The sequence below is a fragment of the Kitasatospora sp. NPDC003701 genome, assembly GCF_053587085.1.
This window is the reverse complement of record NZ_JBSFNM010000022.1, coordinates 35,473-49,189: the sequence shown is the minus strand read 5'-3', so window position 1 is coordinate 49,189 and position 13,717 is coordinate 35,473. Positions and strand designations below refer to the sequence as shown.

At 76.5% G+C, this 13,717-nt stretch carries 13 protein-coding genes; 3 read left to right on the top strand and 10 right to left on the bottom strand.

The features are described from left to right. Positions 1-156: 156 nt before the first annotated feature. The gene (locus ACWDRR_RS21665; RefSeq protein WP_449773806.1) at positions 157-576 is read left to right on the top strand and encodes a PPOX class F420-dependent oxidoreductase; all 420 of its coding nucleotides are present in this window, start codon (positions 157-159) and stop codon (positions 574-576) included. A gap of 38 nt (positions 577-614) precedes the next feature. Here ACWDRR_RS21665 and ACWDRR_RS21660 read toward each other — a convergent pair whose 3' ends face one another. Next, positions 615-1,175, bottom strand: coding sequence for a hypothetical protein (locus tag ACWDRR_RS21660; protein ID WP_449773805.1), 561 nt, complete (start codon positions 1,173-1,175; stop codon positions 615-617). 383 nt (positions 1,176-1,558) lie between these two features. Here ACWDRR_RS21660 and ACWDRR_RS21655 point away from each other — a divergent pair, with 383 nt between their 5' ends. Next, entirely contained in the window at positions 1,559-1,855 is a 297-nt protein-coding gene (locus tag ACWDRR_RS21655) for a hypothetical protein (protein WP_449773804.1), read from the top strand. A gap of 54 nt (positions 1,856-1,909) precedes the next feature. On the opposite strand, the gene ACWDRR_RS21650 is transcribed toward ACWDRR_RS21655, so the two are convergent. After that, the gene (locus ACWDRR_RS21650) at positions 1,910-3,583 is read right to left on the bottom strand and encodes a phospholipase D-like domain-containing protein (protein ID WP_449773803.1); all 1,674 of its coding nucleotides are present in this window, start codon (positions 3,581-3,583) and stop codon (positions 1,910-1,912) included. Positions 3,584-3,879: 296 nt separating this feature from the next. On the opposite strand from ACWDRR_RS21650, the gene ACWDRR_RS21645 reads away from it, so the two are divergent. Continuing rightward, on the top strand, positions 3,880-4,728 hold the full coding sequence (locus ACWDRR_RS21645) for a hypothetical protein (protein ID WP_449773802.1): 849 nt from the start codon (positions 3,880-3,882) through the stop codon (positions 4,726-4,728). Positions 4,729-4,909: 181 nt separating this feature from the next. Here the strand turns inward: ACWDRR_RS21645 and pgm are convergent, their stop codons facing one another. The 8 genes from pgm to ACWDRR_RS21605 form a co-directional block, all read right to left on the bottom strand. Beyond that, a complete protein-coding gene (gene pgm, locus ACWDRR_RS21640; protein WP_449773801.1) occupies positions 4,910-6,559 on the bottom strand; it encodes a phosphoglucomutase (alpha-D-glucose-1,6-bisphosphate-dependent) in 1,650 nt (549 codons plus the stop codon). 201 nt (positions 6,560-6,760) lie between these two features. Next, entirely contained in the window at positions 6,761-7,393 is a 633-nt protein-coding gene (locus ACWDRR_RS21635) for a hypothetical protein (RefSeq protein WP_449773800.1), read from the bottom strand. Continuing rightward, positions 7,390-8,958 carry a DUF58 domain-containing protein gene (locus tag ACWDRR_RS21630; protein ID WP_449773799.1) on the bottom strand — a complete coding sequence of 523 codons (1,569 nt, stop codon included), beginning with the start codon at positions 8,956-8,958 and terminating at the stop codon, positions 7,390-7,392. Before ACWDRR_RS21630 ends, ACWDRR_RS21635 begins: the two co-directional genes overlap by 4 nt. Continuing rightward, positions 8,955-10,058, bottom strand: coding sequence for an AAA family ATPase (locus ACWDRR_RS21625; RefSeq protein WP_449773798.1), 1,104 nt, complete (start codon positions 10,056-10,058; stop codon positions 8,955-8,957). The genes ACWDRR_RS21630 and ACWDRR_RS21625 overlap by 4 nt, the downstream gene beginning before the upstream one ends. A gap of 82 nt (positions 10,059-10,140) precedes the next feature. Beyond that, a complete protein-coding gene (locus ACWDRR_RS21620; RefSeq protein ID WP_449773797.1) occupies positions 10,141-10,728 on the bottom strand; it encodes a hypothetical protein in 588 nt (195 codons plus the stop codon). Beyond that, the gene (locus tag ACWDRR_RS21615; RefSeq protein WP_449773796.1) at positions 10,725-11,774 is read right to left on the bottom strand and encodes a DUF4129 domain-containing protein; all 1,050 of its coding nucleotides are present in this window, start codon (positions 11,772-11,774) and stop codon (positions 10,725-10,727) included. Before ACWDRR_RS21615 ends, ACWDRR_RS21620 begins: the two co-directional genes overlap by 4 nt. A gap of 205 nt (positions 11,775-11,979) precedes the next feature. Next, on the bottom strand, positions 11,980-12,411 hold the full coding sequence (locus ACWDRR_RS21610) for a GNAT family N-acetyltransferase (protein ID WP_449773795.1): 432 nt from the start codon (positions 12,409-12,411) through the stop codon (positions 11,980-11,982). A gap of 82 nt (positions 12,412-12,493) precedes the next feature. After that, a complete protein-coding gene (locus tag ACWDRR_RS21605; RefSeq protein WP_449773794.1) occupies positions 12,494-13,555 on the bottom strand; it encodes a phosphatidylinositol-specific phospholipase C domain-containing protein in 1,062 nt (353 codons plus the stop codon). Positions 13,556-13,717: the final 162 nt, after the last annotated feature.

Here is a 13,717-nt window from a genome sequence, read left to right as displayed (position 1 = left end):
AGATGCACCGAATCACCGGACGGCCCGGCCGAGCAGCCCGACCGCCGGAGGCGCACCACCTCGACTCGCCCCGCTCGGTGGGTCCTTGACCTCAAGTCCGCTTCACCCTCTACGGTCGACGCGTTACCCGGCCCTACCGAACGGAGCGCAGCAGTCATGGTCTTCACCCCCGAGGAGCGCGCCTACCTGGCCGGTCAGCCGCTCGGCCGGCTGGCCACCTCCGGCCCGCAGGGAGCGCCCCAGGTCCGGCCGGTGGGCTTCCGGCTCAACGAGGACGGCACCATCGACATCGGCGGGCCCCGGATGGCCACCAGCCAGAAGTACCGCAACGCGGCCCGCGACCCGCGGGTCTCCTTCCTCGTCGACGACATGACGCCGGCCGACGCCACGGATGCGCCCGCGCCGGGCTGGGGCCGGGGCGTGGAGATCCGCGGGCGCGCCGAGCTGCTGACCGTCGACGTCCCGCCGGTGGCACCGGACTTCTTCGCCCACGAGATCCTCCGGGTGCATCCCGAACGGGTCATCAGCTGGAACCTGGTGGCCAGGAGCAGCACCGCCCGCGACGTGTCGGGCTGAGCCGGGCGGCCGGGTCAGCCGGTCTGCCGGTCTGCCGGTCAGCCGGTCTGCCGGACCACGGCTTCCGGGACGGACCAGGTCAGCGAGGACAGCGAGACGTCCTCGGACGTGTACGTCAGGATCGCCTCGACGACCGTGGACCCGGTGCAGGACCGCACCGTCGCCCGGCCCACCCGGACGGTGCGCTCGACCGAGGCGCCGGGCGCGACCGCTCCGAGGTTCACCAGCGTGGTGCCGGGCGCCGGCCCGGTACCCCCGCCCGGCTGGCGGCAGAGCAGCTCCGGGACGACCGACACCCCGACCGGTTCGGTTCCGGTGTTGGTCATCGAGGCCCGCAGGACGAGGGCCGCGTCACCGTCGGGCACCGGGTCGGCGAGGGTGATCCGCACGCCCCGGGAGACGGCGGCGCTCCCCAGCGCGGGTGGCGGCGTCACGTCGGGCGTCCAGGTCATCCGCATGCTCGGCACCGTGAAGGTGGTCCCGGTGGCGCCGGCCGTGGCGGTCGCGAGCGCGGGCGCCGCCGACCCGTCGGCGAGGCCCGCGCACCCCGTCAGGCCCAGCAGGGCCACCAGGGCCGGCCAGGCGGTGTGTCTCTTCATCTGCACGTACTCCCCCTCGTTCCGGGGCAGGACGATCGGCCTTCCCCTCCCCCGCCGCAGCCGTTCGCGCCCGGACCGGGCGGACGTCCGCGGCGTGCATTCCTGCCCTGCCCCCGCAGGATGCAGGATGATCAGATCATCCACTTCGCCGGTCGGCAAGCGCTTCGGGATCCCGACCACCCCGAGGCACCGCCCCCGGCCCCGCGCCCCCGCACCGCGGCTCCGCACCGCGCCCCCGCACCGCGCCACTGTTCACGCCACCGGATCGCGCCACCGCTCGCGCCACGGCGGCGACGCCGGGAAGGGGCGCGCGCCAGGGCTTTCGCCACCAGAAAGGGGGGCGGCGACCAGAACCGGCCGGGCGGCCGGAATGTTGCACCTGCGTGAACCGGTTCCGCAGACTCCCGCACCACGCCGCCCACCGCACCGCCCTGACCTGCGCCGCCCTCGTACGCGCCGGCCGGGCCCTGGCCTCCGCCGTCGAACGCCTCGACAACCGGGCCATCGCCGCCCTGCGAAGGCGGGTCCGCCCGTTCACCACCCGTCTGACCGCCCTGCTGCACCGCGCGGCCGCCGCCAACTGCGGCGATGCGCTGAGCCGTCACCTTCCCTGTCACACCCGGGAACGGGCCCAGGACCGGTGGACCGACGAAGCGGCCGGGGGCCGGGACTCCGGGTGACCCCGGGGGTCCACGGCGTCCCGGCCCCCGGCCGCATCGCGTCGGGGCCGACGATCAGGCCCGGCAGAGCCCGCTCGTCCAGTCGACGGTCGCGGCGGCCTGCGAGTACGTCCACTGCGGCGCGAGCAGGTCGCGGTCCAGCTGGGCCGCGGCGCCCTTGTCCTCGACGATGTAGCCGAAGTCCTGCAGCCAGGCGGGGTAGAGGTTCTTCGAGCCGATGTAGAAGGCCGAACCGTCGACCGCGACCAGCTTGTGGTGCAGCGCGTACGGGTGCCCGTCCGCCCAGGTGGCGGTCGGGGCCGCGCGGAAGGAGGCGAGCTGGAGGTTGCCGCACAGCGCGGCGCCGGCCTTCGCCCGGTCGCCGGTCAGGGCGGTCAGCCGGGCCCGCAGCACGTCGGACACCTCGGAGAGCGACTTGATCTGCGAGTAGCCCCCGCTGCCGACGGCGCCCCGGTTGGCCGGGTCGCTGACCACGATGCGCACCTTGACCCCGGCGGCCAGCTTGGCGGCCAGCAGGTCGTACAGCCGGGCGTCGTAGCGCGGCAGCGGCGGGCAGGTGCCGTTCATGTCCTGCTGGGAGATCTCGATGTGGCTGCGGGCGCTGTCGACCAGCGCGCGCAGGGCGTTCTCCTCGGGGTTGACCGTCTCGTAGTCGCGGTCGGCGTTGGTGTTGTCGTGCAGCGCGAGCGGGCCGCACTGGGTCTCGGTGACCCCGGCGACCGGGCCGGGCCGGTAGGCCGAGGCGGGGTCGGCGGCCTTGACGCCGACGCCCAGGCCGCCGACGGCGATCACCGGGACGGTGCCGGTGGCGGGCGCGGCGGGGTTGAGGTCGCGTTCCATCGAGGGCCGGCAGGCGCCGCCGTCGGAGGAGGCGAACCAGGCGTTGTCGAACAGGCCGGTGCGGCCACAGGTCCACGCCCACAGGGTGTCAAGGTAGCGCGCGGCCGAGGTCGCGGCGGGCCCGGTCAGGCCGAGGTCGACGTCCGAGACGGGGTGCGCGGTGTCCAGGTAGTCGTCCTTCCACCCGTTGATGCCACCGGCGATCACGCTACGGCCGTCGACCACCAGGAGCTTGGAGTGGTTCCAGGAGAGCGCCGTGCGGGAGGTGGTCATCGAGGCGACGTTCAGGGTCACCGAACCGGCCGCGGGGCCGAGCTTGGCGAGCAGCTCGTCCCGGTAGCGCGAGGGCAGGATGTTCGCGTTGTAGAGCGGCGCCGCCCCGACCAGGATCCGCACCTGGAGGTGGTGACCGGCGGCGGCCGAGGCCTTGAGCCCCTCCACCAGGGCGTCCTGGAAGCCACCGTTGGGGAACGGCGCGAGGGTGGAGACGTCGACGGTCCGGGTGGCGGCGGCGACGTCGGCCCGCATCCGGGCGAGCAGCGCGCGGGTGCCCCGGCGGTCGGCGCACGCGGAGTCGCCCCAGCAGCCGGGCGTCTGGAGCAGCCAGCCGGCCGGGTCGTCGGTGGCGGAGGTCAGCGCGTTGCCCTCGGTGCGCTCCCAGACCGTGCCCTCCAGGCCGGGCGACACCTCGCGCAGCGCGCGCTCGACCGCGTCGAGGTGGGTCGCGCCGCCCCCGTCGGCACTGGCGCCGCCCACGGGGACCGCGCCGTCCGCGGGGGCCGCGAGGGCCGACGGGGGCGGGACGGCGGCGAACAGGGTGGTGGCTGCGGCGACGGCCAGGGCCGATCGCACGAGGCGGCCGGACCGGTGGGACCAGGGGAGGTGCACGTGAGGTTCCTTCAGGAAGCGGCGGGTGGTTCACCCGTGGGACGACCAGAGATTACCGAAAAGTAACTTCTTGTCCAACTGCGCATGACAACCAGTCACCGGGCCGGAAACCGACCCGCCGTTCGACCCCCGCCGATCGGCCGACGCGACGTCAGAGAAGCTGTCGGACCACCGGTGTGACGGCCCGCCGACCCGGGCGGCCCGGGCGTCCGGGCGGGTGACGGCGGCCTCGATCCGCGCCCTCCGACCGGCGAGCCGGGCGCACCCGACCGGCCCCGGATCCGTACCGTCGGCCCATGTCCCTCGGCCTGCTGGCGGCGCTCCTGGCCGCCCTCCTCACCGGCTCGGCCACCGTCCTCCAGGCGGTGGGTGCGCGCCGCGCCGCGGTCGGCCACCGGCCGGGCGAGGCCGCCGCGCTGGCCGGGGCGTTCCGCCAGTGGCCGTTCCTGGTGGGCGTCGGGATGGACATGCTGGGGTTCGCCGCCGAACTGGTCGCGCTGGAGCGGCTGCCGCTCTACGTGGTCGAGGCCGCCCTGGCCTCCGCGCTCGCCGTCACCGCCGTCGGGGCGGCCCGGGTGCTGCGGATCCGGCTGCGCCGCAGCGAGTGGGTCGGGGTGGCCTCGGTCTGCGTCGGGCTCTGCGTGCTCGCGCTGACCGCCGGACGCGACGGCAGCGGCACCGGCGACCCGCCGCTGCGGCTGGGCGTGCTGGTGGTCTCGATCGTCCTGACCGCCGTCGGGTGGGCGGTGGTCCACCTGGCCGGGACGCGGCGCGCCCCGCTGCTGGGCCTGGTGGCCGGCCTGCAGTTCGGGGTGGTGGGCGTCGCGGTGCGGGTGCTGCCGGAGCCCCGACTGCCGGAGCTGCTCGGCGAGCCGTCGGCGTACGCGATCGCCGTCGCCGGACTGGGCGGCTTCACCGCACTGACCTGGGCCATGCAGAGCGGCTCGGTCACCGCGGCGACGGCGGCGATGGTGCTCGGCGAGACCCTGGGCCCGGCCGTCGTCGGGGTGCTCCTGCTCGGCGACCGCACCCGCCACGACGCGACGCCGCTCGCCGTCGCCGGGTTCGCCGCGGCCGTCGTGGGCGCGCTGACCCTGGCGCGCTTCGGCGACGCCGAACAGCCCGCCCCGGCCGCCGGGAGCTGAGCCGGGCCGGGCCCCGGCGCACCCGACAATCTCCCGACGTCCGAGGATCATTGACGATCCGTCGGACCCGTCCGAGGTGGACGGACACGGGGTCGACCGGTCATGGCGGGTCGCGGTGGGCCCGGGCGGCGGGCCTGCGCTCGCCACCCGGGCCCCCGACGCCGCGCCTCGGCGCGGGAGGTCAGGCCGCGGGGCCGGCCAGGACCTCGTTGACCAGCTCGCGCGCCTCGGCCTGGACCCGGGCGAGGTGGTCGGCGCCGTGGAAGGACTCCGCGTAGATCTTGTAGACGTCCTCGGTGCCCGACGGGCGGGCCGCGAACCAGGCGTTCTCGGTGCAGACCTTGATCCCGCCGATCGCCGCGCCGTTGCCGGGCGCCTCGGTGAGGACGGCGGTGACCGGCTCGCCCGCCAGGTCGCCGGCCCGGACCTGCTCCGGCGACAGCCGGGCCAGCAGCGCCTTCTGCTCCCGGTCCGCCGGGGCGTCCACCCGCGCGTAGGCGGGGGCACCGAAACGGCCGGTGAGGTCGCGGTAGTACTCGCTGGGCGTGCGGCCGGTGACGGCGGTGATCTCCGAGGCCAGCAGGGCCAGCAGGATGCCGTCCTTGTCGGTGGTCCACACCCCGCCGTCCCGGCGCAGGAAGGACGCCCCGGCCGACTCCTCGCCGCCGAACGCGATCGAGCCCTCCAGCAGCCCGTCGACGAACCACTTGAAGCCGACCGGCACCTCGATCAGCTCCCGCTTGAGGTCGCCGGCGACCCGGTCCAGCATCGAGGAGGAGACCAGCGTCTTGCCCACGGCCGCGTCCGCCGGCCAGTCGGCGCGGTGGCGGTAGAGGTAGTCGACGGCGACCGCCAGGTAGTGGTTCGGGTTCATCAGACCGCCGTCCGGGGTGACGATGCCGTGGCGGTCGGCGTCCGCGTCGTTGCCGGTGGCGATCGCGAACCGGTCCCGGCGCTCGATCAGCGAGGCCATCGCGGCCGGCGAGGAGCAGTCCATCCGGATCTTGCCGTCCCAGTCCAGCGTCATGAAGCGCCAGGTCGGGTCGGTGACCGGGTTGACGACGGTCAGGTCCAGGCGGTGCGTCTCGGCGATCCGCCCCCAGTAGGCGACGGACGCCCCGCCCAGCGGGTCCGCGCCGATCCGCAGGCCCGCGGCCCGCACCGCGTCGAGGTCCAGCACCGAGACCAGGTCCTCGGTGTAGGCGGTGAGGTAGTCGTGGCGGCCGGTGGTCGCGGCGGTCAGGGCCCGGGCGTAGGGCACCCGCTTGACGCCCCGCAGGCCGTCCCGGATCAGGGCGTTGGCGCGGTCCTGGATCCAGCCGGTGGCCTCCGAGCCGGCCGGACCGCCGCTCGGCGGGTTGTACTTGAACCCGCCGTCGCGCGGCGGGTTGTGGGAGGGCGTCACCACGATGCCGTCGGCCAGCGCCTGCGGGTGGCGCCGGTTGTGGGCCAGGATCGCGTGCGAGACCGCCGGGGTGGGGGTGTAGCCGTCGGCGCTGTCCAGCAGGACGGTGACGCCGTTGGCCGCCAGCACCTCGACGGCGGTGGCCCGGGCCGGCTCGGACAGGGCGTGGGTGTCCGCCCCGAGGAACAGCGGGCCGGTGATCCCCTGGGCGGCCCGGTACTCGCAGATCGCCTGCGTGGTGGCGGCGATGTGGTCCTCGTTGAACGCCGCGTCCAGCGAGGAGCCCCGGTGCCCCGAGGTGCCGAACGCCACCCGCTGGCCCGGCTCCTCCGGGTCCGGGTGCAGCGTGTAGTACGCCGTCACCAACCGCGCCACGTCCACCAGGTCGTCCGGCTGCGCCTGCTGCCCGGCCCGTGCGTGTGCCATCGTCTCTCCCACCAGTGTTCCTCGCCGTACGCCGGCCGCGCGGACCGGCGCATCCTGTGCCCCGTGCTCACCGATCGTAGCCAGCGCGCGACCTTCGGCCCACCCGGGGCCGCCGCCCCGGGCCGCCGGGGCGCCACGCGCGGGCGGCCGGGACGGCCGCGGCGGGCCGTCCCGGCCGGGCCGTCGCGGGCCCGGCGCCGCTCAGTCGCCGGCGTGCGGCTCCACCGGCCGCGCCCCGGGGCGGCGCCGCGGCGGCAGGGCCAGGGCGAGGCCGCACCCGACGACCGCCAGGCCGATCAGGGCGACCGGCCGCGACCACTCCCCCGCCCCGGTCGAGGCGAACGCGACGGGCAGGACCAGGCCGGACGCGGCGAGTGCGGCCAGCGCGTGCGCGGGCCGGATCCGGTGGCGCTGCGGGCCGAGGGCGTCGACGAGCAGCAGGTAGCCGATCAGCAGGGCGGCCACCGCCGCGACCCGCCCGAGCGGGGGATCGCCCAGCGCGGCCAGCAGCACGCTCCCGGCGGCCAGCACGGTGCCGCGCGACGCCGCGAGGCGGCCGGTCCAGGTGTGCGGGTGGCGCGGTGGCTCCTCCAGCGGCGGGGCGGCCCAGAGCGCGAAGGCGGCGGCGACGGCCGCGGCGACCGGCCCGGCCCGGTCCACCGCACCGCCGGCGCTGCCGCCGACCCCGGCGGCGGTGAGCGCCAGGGCGACGCCGGAGCAGCGCAGGGCGGCCCGCTCGACCGGACGGACCCACGGGGCGGCAGCCGCCGGCCGGGGCTCGACGGCAGGGTCGTCAGCGGTGGCGGTCGCGGCCCCGTCAGCGGTCGTGGTCATCGGGCTCCTCCCCCGATCCGGCGGCGCAGCAGCGGTGCGAGCGCCAGGTCGAGCGCCTCGCCCGGGGTGTGGCGGACCACCGGGATGCCCCGGGCGCGCAGGGCCGAGCGCATCGCCTCACGTTCGGCGTGCCAGAGCCGCAGGGCGACGGCGCCGATCTCGTCGCCGGGCTCCACCGCCGGTTCGCCGGCCGGGATCTCCACCACGACCAGCGGATTGCCGCGGTCGCGGACCTGGCCGAGCACGTCCAGGATGCGCTGGTCGGCGAGCGAGGTGAACGCGTACACCAGCGCGTGGCCGGGCAGGGCGGCCAGCGGGAGCCGGGGCAGGCCGGCGGCCACGCGGTGGCCCCGGTCCTGACGGACCTCCAGCACGCTCTCCACCATCCGGTAGAACTGCCGGTCCCCGCTGCCCGCGGTGAGCCAGCGCAGCTTCCCGCCGACCGCGATCAGGCCGACCCGGTCGTGCCGGCGCAGGTAGGCGCGGGTCAGCCCGCCGGCCGCGCGCAGCGTCTCGTCCAGGCTGGACAGGCCGGTGGCCGCGTCGCGGAAGTCGGCCAGCGTGTCCAGCAGGACGACCGCGTCGGCGGCCCGCTCGGCGGCGAACTGGTTGATCTGGACGGCGTCGCGGCGGGTGGTCGACGGCCAGTGGATGCGCCGTTGGCGCTCGCCCGGCACGTGCGGGCGCACGCCGACGACCTCGACGCCGGTGCCCTCCTGCGCGGTGGTGTGCTCGCCGAGGCGTTCCGGCAGCCGCACCGGGATCGGGGTGAGGCGGGCCGCGCTCGGCACCGGGAAGACGTCGACCTCGCCGAGCTCGGTGCGCACCGTCCGGCGGGTCAGCCCGCCGGCGTCGTAGACGTCGAGGTCGGCGCTGCCCAGGGTCCAGCGGCCCCAGCGTTCGGCGCGGACGACCAGGTCCACCTCGGTGGCGCCGACGGTCACCGCCGTCAGGGCGATGCCCGGGCCGAGGGCCACGGTCGGGTCGAGCCGGCCGATCCGCCCGTCGTGGCGGACGGTGATCCGTACGGTGATCGGCTCGCCCTCCAGGCAGCGGCGCGGTGCGGCGGTGCTCTCGGCGGTGAGCCGGGACGGCCGGCCGCGCCCCGGGGCGACCAGGGCGAGCAGGACGGCCGGACCCGCCGCCAGGGCGAGCAGCCAGGCGTGGCCGGTGGCCAGCGCGGCGACGGCCGCGACGGTGGCGACGGTGAGCAGGCGCAGGGCCCGCTCGCCGGCCCGCCAGTGCGGCGAGGGCGGGGTGGTGGGCAGGCCGGCCTCCGTGGCCCGGACGCTGCGGGCCACCAGGCGGGCGGCCGACCGGGCGCCGGACGGATCCGGGGCCCGCTCCGGGCCGCGGGTGCCGGTCCGGCCGGCGCTCCGGGTGCCGGTCCGGGCCGGGCGGCCGCGCACGGGGCCCGGGCCGGGGCCTGCGGCCGGGCCGGCGAGCCGCCGGACCGGGCGCCGGCCGGGCGCGGCGGTCTGGGCGGCGAGCCGGTGGGCCCGCTGCCCGGACCGGTCGGCGGCGGAGGGCTCGGCGGACGGCTCGGCGGACGGCTCGGCGCTCACCGGGCGCCGTCCGGGGCCGCCACCGGGCCGCTCCCCCGGCCGCCGGCCGCGCGCGGCAGGGTCTGCGGCGCCGGGACGGCCGCGACCAGGCGCGCCAGGACGTCGTCCGCCTCGATCTGGCGCACCCACAACTCCGGTGTGAGGGTGATGCGGTGGGCCAGCGCCGGGACGGCGAGCGCCTTGACGTCCTCCGGGGTCAGGTAGTCGCGGCCCTCCAGCATCGCGCGGGCCCGGGCCAGCTGGACCAGCGCGAGACCGCCCCGGGGGGAGGCGCCGACCTGGATCTGCGCGTCGTCGCGGGTGGCGTGGACCAGCGCGATCACGTAGTCGACCAGGTCGTCGTCGACCTCGACCCGCTCCAACGCCGCCCGCATCGCGAGCAGTTCGGCCGGGCTGCTGATCGTCTCCAGGACCGGCTCGGGCACGGCGCGGTCCAGCCGGGCCCGGAGCATCGAGGCCTCCAGACCGGTGGAGAGGTAGCCCATCCGCACCCGGAGCAGGAAGCGGTCGAGCTGGGCCTCGGGGAGCGAGTAGGTGCCCTCGTACTCGATCGGGTTGGCGGTGGCGATCACCACGAACGGCTGCGGCAGGCGGCGGGTGGCCCCGTCGACGGAGACCTGGCCCTCGGCCATCGCCTCCAGCAGCGCGGCCTGCGTCTTCGGCGGGGTGCGGTTGATCTCGTCGGCCAGCAGCAGCTGGGTGAAGAGCGGGCCGGGGCGGAAGACCATCTCGCCGCTGCGCCGGTCGTAGAACGGCGCGCCGGTGACGTCCGAGGGCAGCAGGTCCGGGGTGAACTGGATCCGGCGGAAGTCCAGGCCGAGGGTGGTGGCGAAGGAGCGGGCCAGCAGGGTCTTGCCGAGCCCGGGCAGGTCCTCGATCAGCACGTGGCCGCCGGCCAGCACGCCGAGCATCACCAGACGGAGGGCGTCGGGCTTGCCGACCACGGCCCGTTCGATCTCCTCGATCACCGCACGGGCGCGCCGGCCGGCCTCCTGCGGTGTCAGCACGGCCACCTCGGTCGGACCGCCCGGGGCGTGTTCGGTGTCCGGGGCCTGCGCGGCGTCCGGGGCGGGGGCCTGGGCCTGGGGAACGGCGGTCATGGTGCTCCTGAAGGGCGGCGGTTGCGGCGATCGACCGGAACCTGCGGGGAACGGTGGGTGCTGCGGGAGGCCGGTGGGGCGGCTAGAGCGATTCGAGCCGGTCGACGAGCGCGAGGAGCACGGGGCTCGGGACGATCGCGTCCGGATCCGGGTTCTCCGGATCGATCCACGGCCACAGTCGGGGGCCGATCAGTTCGGCGGCCCGGTCACGGTCGGCGGTGAGCGAGACGCCGTGGACCTCCGACAGGCGTGCGGCGAAGAGCCGTCGGAGCCGGCCGCGCAGCGGCCGGGCGTCGCCCTGCGGGTCGAGGCCCTGACGGACGGTCCAGCGCCAGTCGCCGAGGCCGGGCTCGCGGGCGTCCATCAGGCGCCGCCGGCTGCGCAGGCCGATGTCGAGGAACCCCGCGCCGGCGACGTAGCGGCCGGCGACCAGGGCGGCGGCGGTCAGCAGGACCGCTCCGGCGGCGGCCGCGGAGGCGCCGCCGACCAGGGCGAGCAGGACTTCGGCCAGGACGGCGGCCACCGTCAGCTCGATCAGGCTGTGCCGGATCGAGCCCGGTGCGGCGAGCCCGTCGCGGGGCGGGTCCGTCGGGTCGACGCGGTCGGCACGGCCGGCGTGGCCGGCGGAATAGTCGTGGCCGGCCGGCGGCCGGTTCGGGCGGGTGCTCATCGACGGCCTCCGGTCCGGTCGTCCGGGGCTCCGACCGCCGCGACCGGCTCCGGCGGCAGGTCGTCCCGGGCCGCCAGGCGCTCGGCGAGCGCGTCGAGCGCGGTCTGCGCCCGGTTCACCTGCGTCCGGTCCATCGGGTGGGTGGAGTACCGCGCCTCCCGGAACAGCGCGGTGAGCACCCGCGCGTGGACGGGGTCGACGCGGTCGTCGGCCACGGCCCGCTCCAGCAGTTCGGTCGGGCTGTCGGGGGCCCGGCGGGACAGCCCGGACTCCGCCAGCGAGGCCTCCATCGCGGCGTAGCAGGCGATCACCGCCGCCCGTGCGTCGTCACCGGTCAGGGCGCGCCGTGCGGTGACGACCGCGGCGGCGAGGGCGTCCTGCGACCGGGCCGGTGCGGCGGGGAGCGCCGTCGGCGGTCGCCGACGGGAGGGGCGAAGCCGCCAGAGCAGCAGGACGGCGGCGACCACCAGGGCGACCACCACGGCGACGGCGAGAACGCCGAGCAGCACCAGGAGCACCGTCATGAGCAGGCTTTCGGACGCCGGGTCACCGAGCCGGGGCGGCGGGGAGGGGTCCGGAGGCAGGGTGACGAGCTCCGGCGGCGGTGGCGTGTCCGGCGACGGGTCGACCGGTCCGGTGTCCACCCGCTTGTGGAAGAGGAACATCAGCACCGGCACCGCGACGGCGGCCCCGACCAGGAGCACCGCGGTCGCCTCCCGCAGCCGCTCGGCCCACGGCGTCGGCCCGGTCAGGTGGCGGACCTCCTCGCGGTAGCGCACCGCGAACCGGCCGATGACGATCAACGCGCCGAGGGCGAGCAGCAGGACGAACCCGACGGTCCGGACCGGCACCGTGGCGGAGGGCGCACCGAGCAGCCCGCCGTCCGGCCGCAGCGCCGAGGCGGCGAGCAACAGGCCCGCGAGGACCAGCAGGGCGCCGACGAGCCGGCCGCCCGGCCTGCGCCCGCGGACGGCGTCGCGGACACCGTCCGCGGAACGGCTCCGGCCGTCGTGCCGAGGTTCGCTCGGCCGTGTTCCGTCGTGCATGCGGCCGCCCCCGGTTCCCCCGCAGCGCGGTCGGTTCCGCGCGAGGTGCAGCGTCGCACACCAACTGTCGGGCTGTCACCCCGGGGCGGGGGCTGCTGCGGCGGGCGCGGAACCGGGCGCCGGACCGCGTGCGGAACCGGGCGCCGGACCGGCTGCGGAACCGGGCGCCGGACCGGCTGCGCGACGGGCGGCCGGAGGAGGCAGGTCAGACCAGGCGGTGCATGCCCACCGAGTGCGGGGCCGTCCCGGTGAACCCGTACCGGGCGTAGAGGCGGTGGGCGTCGCCGTCGGCGATCAGGGAGACGTACGCACCGGCCGGGGCCCGGCTCTCCAGTTCGGCGGTGAGCAGCGCCATGATCCGCCCGCCGAGGCCGCGGCCCTGGTGCTCGGGCAGGACGCAGACGTCGGCGATCTGGAACACCGACCCGCCGTCGCCCACGATCCGGCCCATCCCGACCACCTCCCCGTCCGGGGCGGGTCCCAGGTGCACCGTCACGCCGTGCCAGGTGTTGGGGAGCCCGGCGGCCACCGCCGCGGCGGGGCGGTCGCTCATCCCCGCGCCGGTCCGCAGCCGCCGGAAGGTCTCCACGTCCGGCACTCCGGCACGCAGCTCGTAATGGTCAGTCGTAGTAGTCATACATTACATCGTAGACCGTCGCGCCCCCGCCCCGGATCTGCGGAGGGGCGGGGGCGCGACGGGCGTGCGCGCGGGCGGGCGGTCAGCCTCGCGGCAGGGCGAGGGACTGCACGGCGGGGAGCCCCCGCCAGTCGCTGGAGACGATGCTCGCGTGCGCCCGGGCGAGCTGCTCCGTGCGGCCGCGGGCCTGGTCGGCGGTGGGGTCGGTGGCGCTGATCGCGGGCGCGACGTTCTGCGCGTCGGTCATCGTCAGCAGGTAGTGCCGGCTGTCGTACCAGGCCGTGTCGATGCCGCCCAGGTAGGCGGCGGCGTCACCGTCGAAGACCACGAACCACGGGCGGATGGCCGCCTCCGCGTACTTGGTCCGGGGGTCGCCGGCCGCGGCGCCGTGCACGGCGGGGAACACCTGGGCGTCGCCGATCCGCCCGGCCGCGGCCAGGTCGCGCAGGTGGCGCCCGTACTCGACGTCGGTGGGCAGGGTGTCGAAGGGGTTGCCCTCCTCCAGCGATCCGGGGATCACGTACACCAGCACCCGCCCGGCGAGCGCCGCCCTGGTCGGCCAGTTGCCGGCGCGGACCGCCTCGTCCGCCGTGGCGTACGAGCCGCCGCCCGGCTTGGCGAGCAGGTCGGCCGGGCGCAGCACGGCGGAGCCCAGGTGGCCGGCGATCAGGGAGTCGAGCTGGGCGGGGCCCATCCCGCGGTTGGCGGCGAACCCCGCCTTGAGCTCCAGCTTGACGACCAGCGGACCGGCGCCGGGGTGGGCCCCGAGCCAGACCCGGACGTCGTCCAGGCAGGTCTCCAGGTTCTTGTTGGCGCCCCCGGTGTAGAGCTGGGCGGGGGTGGTCGCGCTGACGCAGTTGTTGGAGTTGCCCAGCGGGTTGGAGTGGCTGACCTTCCACTCCTTGGTCACGGTGTTCGTCCAGGCGTCCAGCTCGATCATGCCGGTGCCGGTGTCCAGGCCCTGGGCGAGGTAGCCGAACGCGGCCGGGTCGTAGGTGTTGTGGAGCCCGACGGTGGTGGCCGAGCCGAACGGGAGCTCACCGGCGCCGGTCGTGGCGTCCGCCGACTGCACCGGCAGGAGGGCGGCGGCAGCGGCGAGCAGACCGGTGGCGAAGGTGCCGGCGAGGGCGCGGCGTGCGGTCACGATGTCTTGTCCCCTTGTCAGAACGGTCGGCGGTCGCTTCCGCCGTTCGGAAGGATGCCGCGGCTGAGCATCTCTCACATGAAGGGGACACAACAACACCGTGACCGGCGCGGGACGATCCCGCTGCGCGCCGGTACGCCGAACGCAACCGGATCGCCCCGG

What these genes read in the sequence shown, in the direction of transcription:
- ACWDRR_RS21625 (WP_449773798.1), bottom strand. Translation starts at nt 10,058, where the DNA reads ATGACCGCCGTTCCCCAGGCCCAGGCCCCCGCCCCGGACGCCGCGCAG.
- ACWDRR_RS21660 (WP_449773805.1), bottom strand. Translation starts at nt 1,175, where the DNA reads ATGAAGAGACACACCGCCTGGCCGGCCCTGGTGGCCCTGCTGGGCCTG.
- ACWDRR_RS21635 (WP_449773800.1), bottom strand. Translation starts at nt 7,393, where the DNA reads ATGACCACGACCGCTGACGGGGCCGCGACCGCCACCGCTGACGACCCT.
- ACWDRR_RS21615 (WP_449773796.1), bottom strand. Translation starts at nt 11,774, where the DNA reads ATGCACGACGGAACACGGCCGAGCGAACCTCGGCACGACGGCCGGAGC.
- ACWDRR_RS21620 (WP_449773797.1), bottom strand. Translation starts at nt 10,728, where the DNA reads ATGAGCACCCGCCCGAACCGGCCGCCGGCCGGCCACGACTATTCCGCC.
- ACWDRR_RS21610 (WP_449773795.1), bottom strand. Translation starts at nt 12,411, where the DNA reads ATGACTACTACGACTGACCATTACGAGCTGCGTGCCGGAGTGCCGGAC.
- ACWDRR_RS21645 (WP_449773802.1), top strand. Translation starts at nt 3,880, where the DNA reads ATGTCCCTCGGCCTGCTGGCGGCGCTCCTGGCCGCCCTCCTCACCGGC.
- ACWDRR_RS21665 (WP_449773806.1), top strand. Translation starts at nt 157, where the DNA reads ATGGTCTTCACCCCCGAGGAGCGCGCCTACCTGGCCGGTCAGCCGCTC.
- pgm (WP_449773801.1), bottom strand. Translation starts at nt 6,559, where the DNA reads ATGGCACACGCACGGGCCGGGCAGCAGGCGCAGCCGGACGACCTGGTG.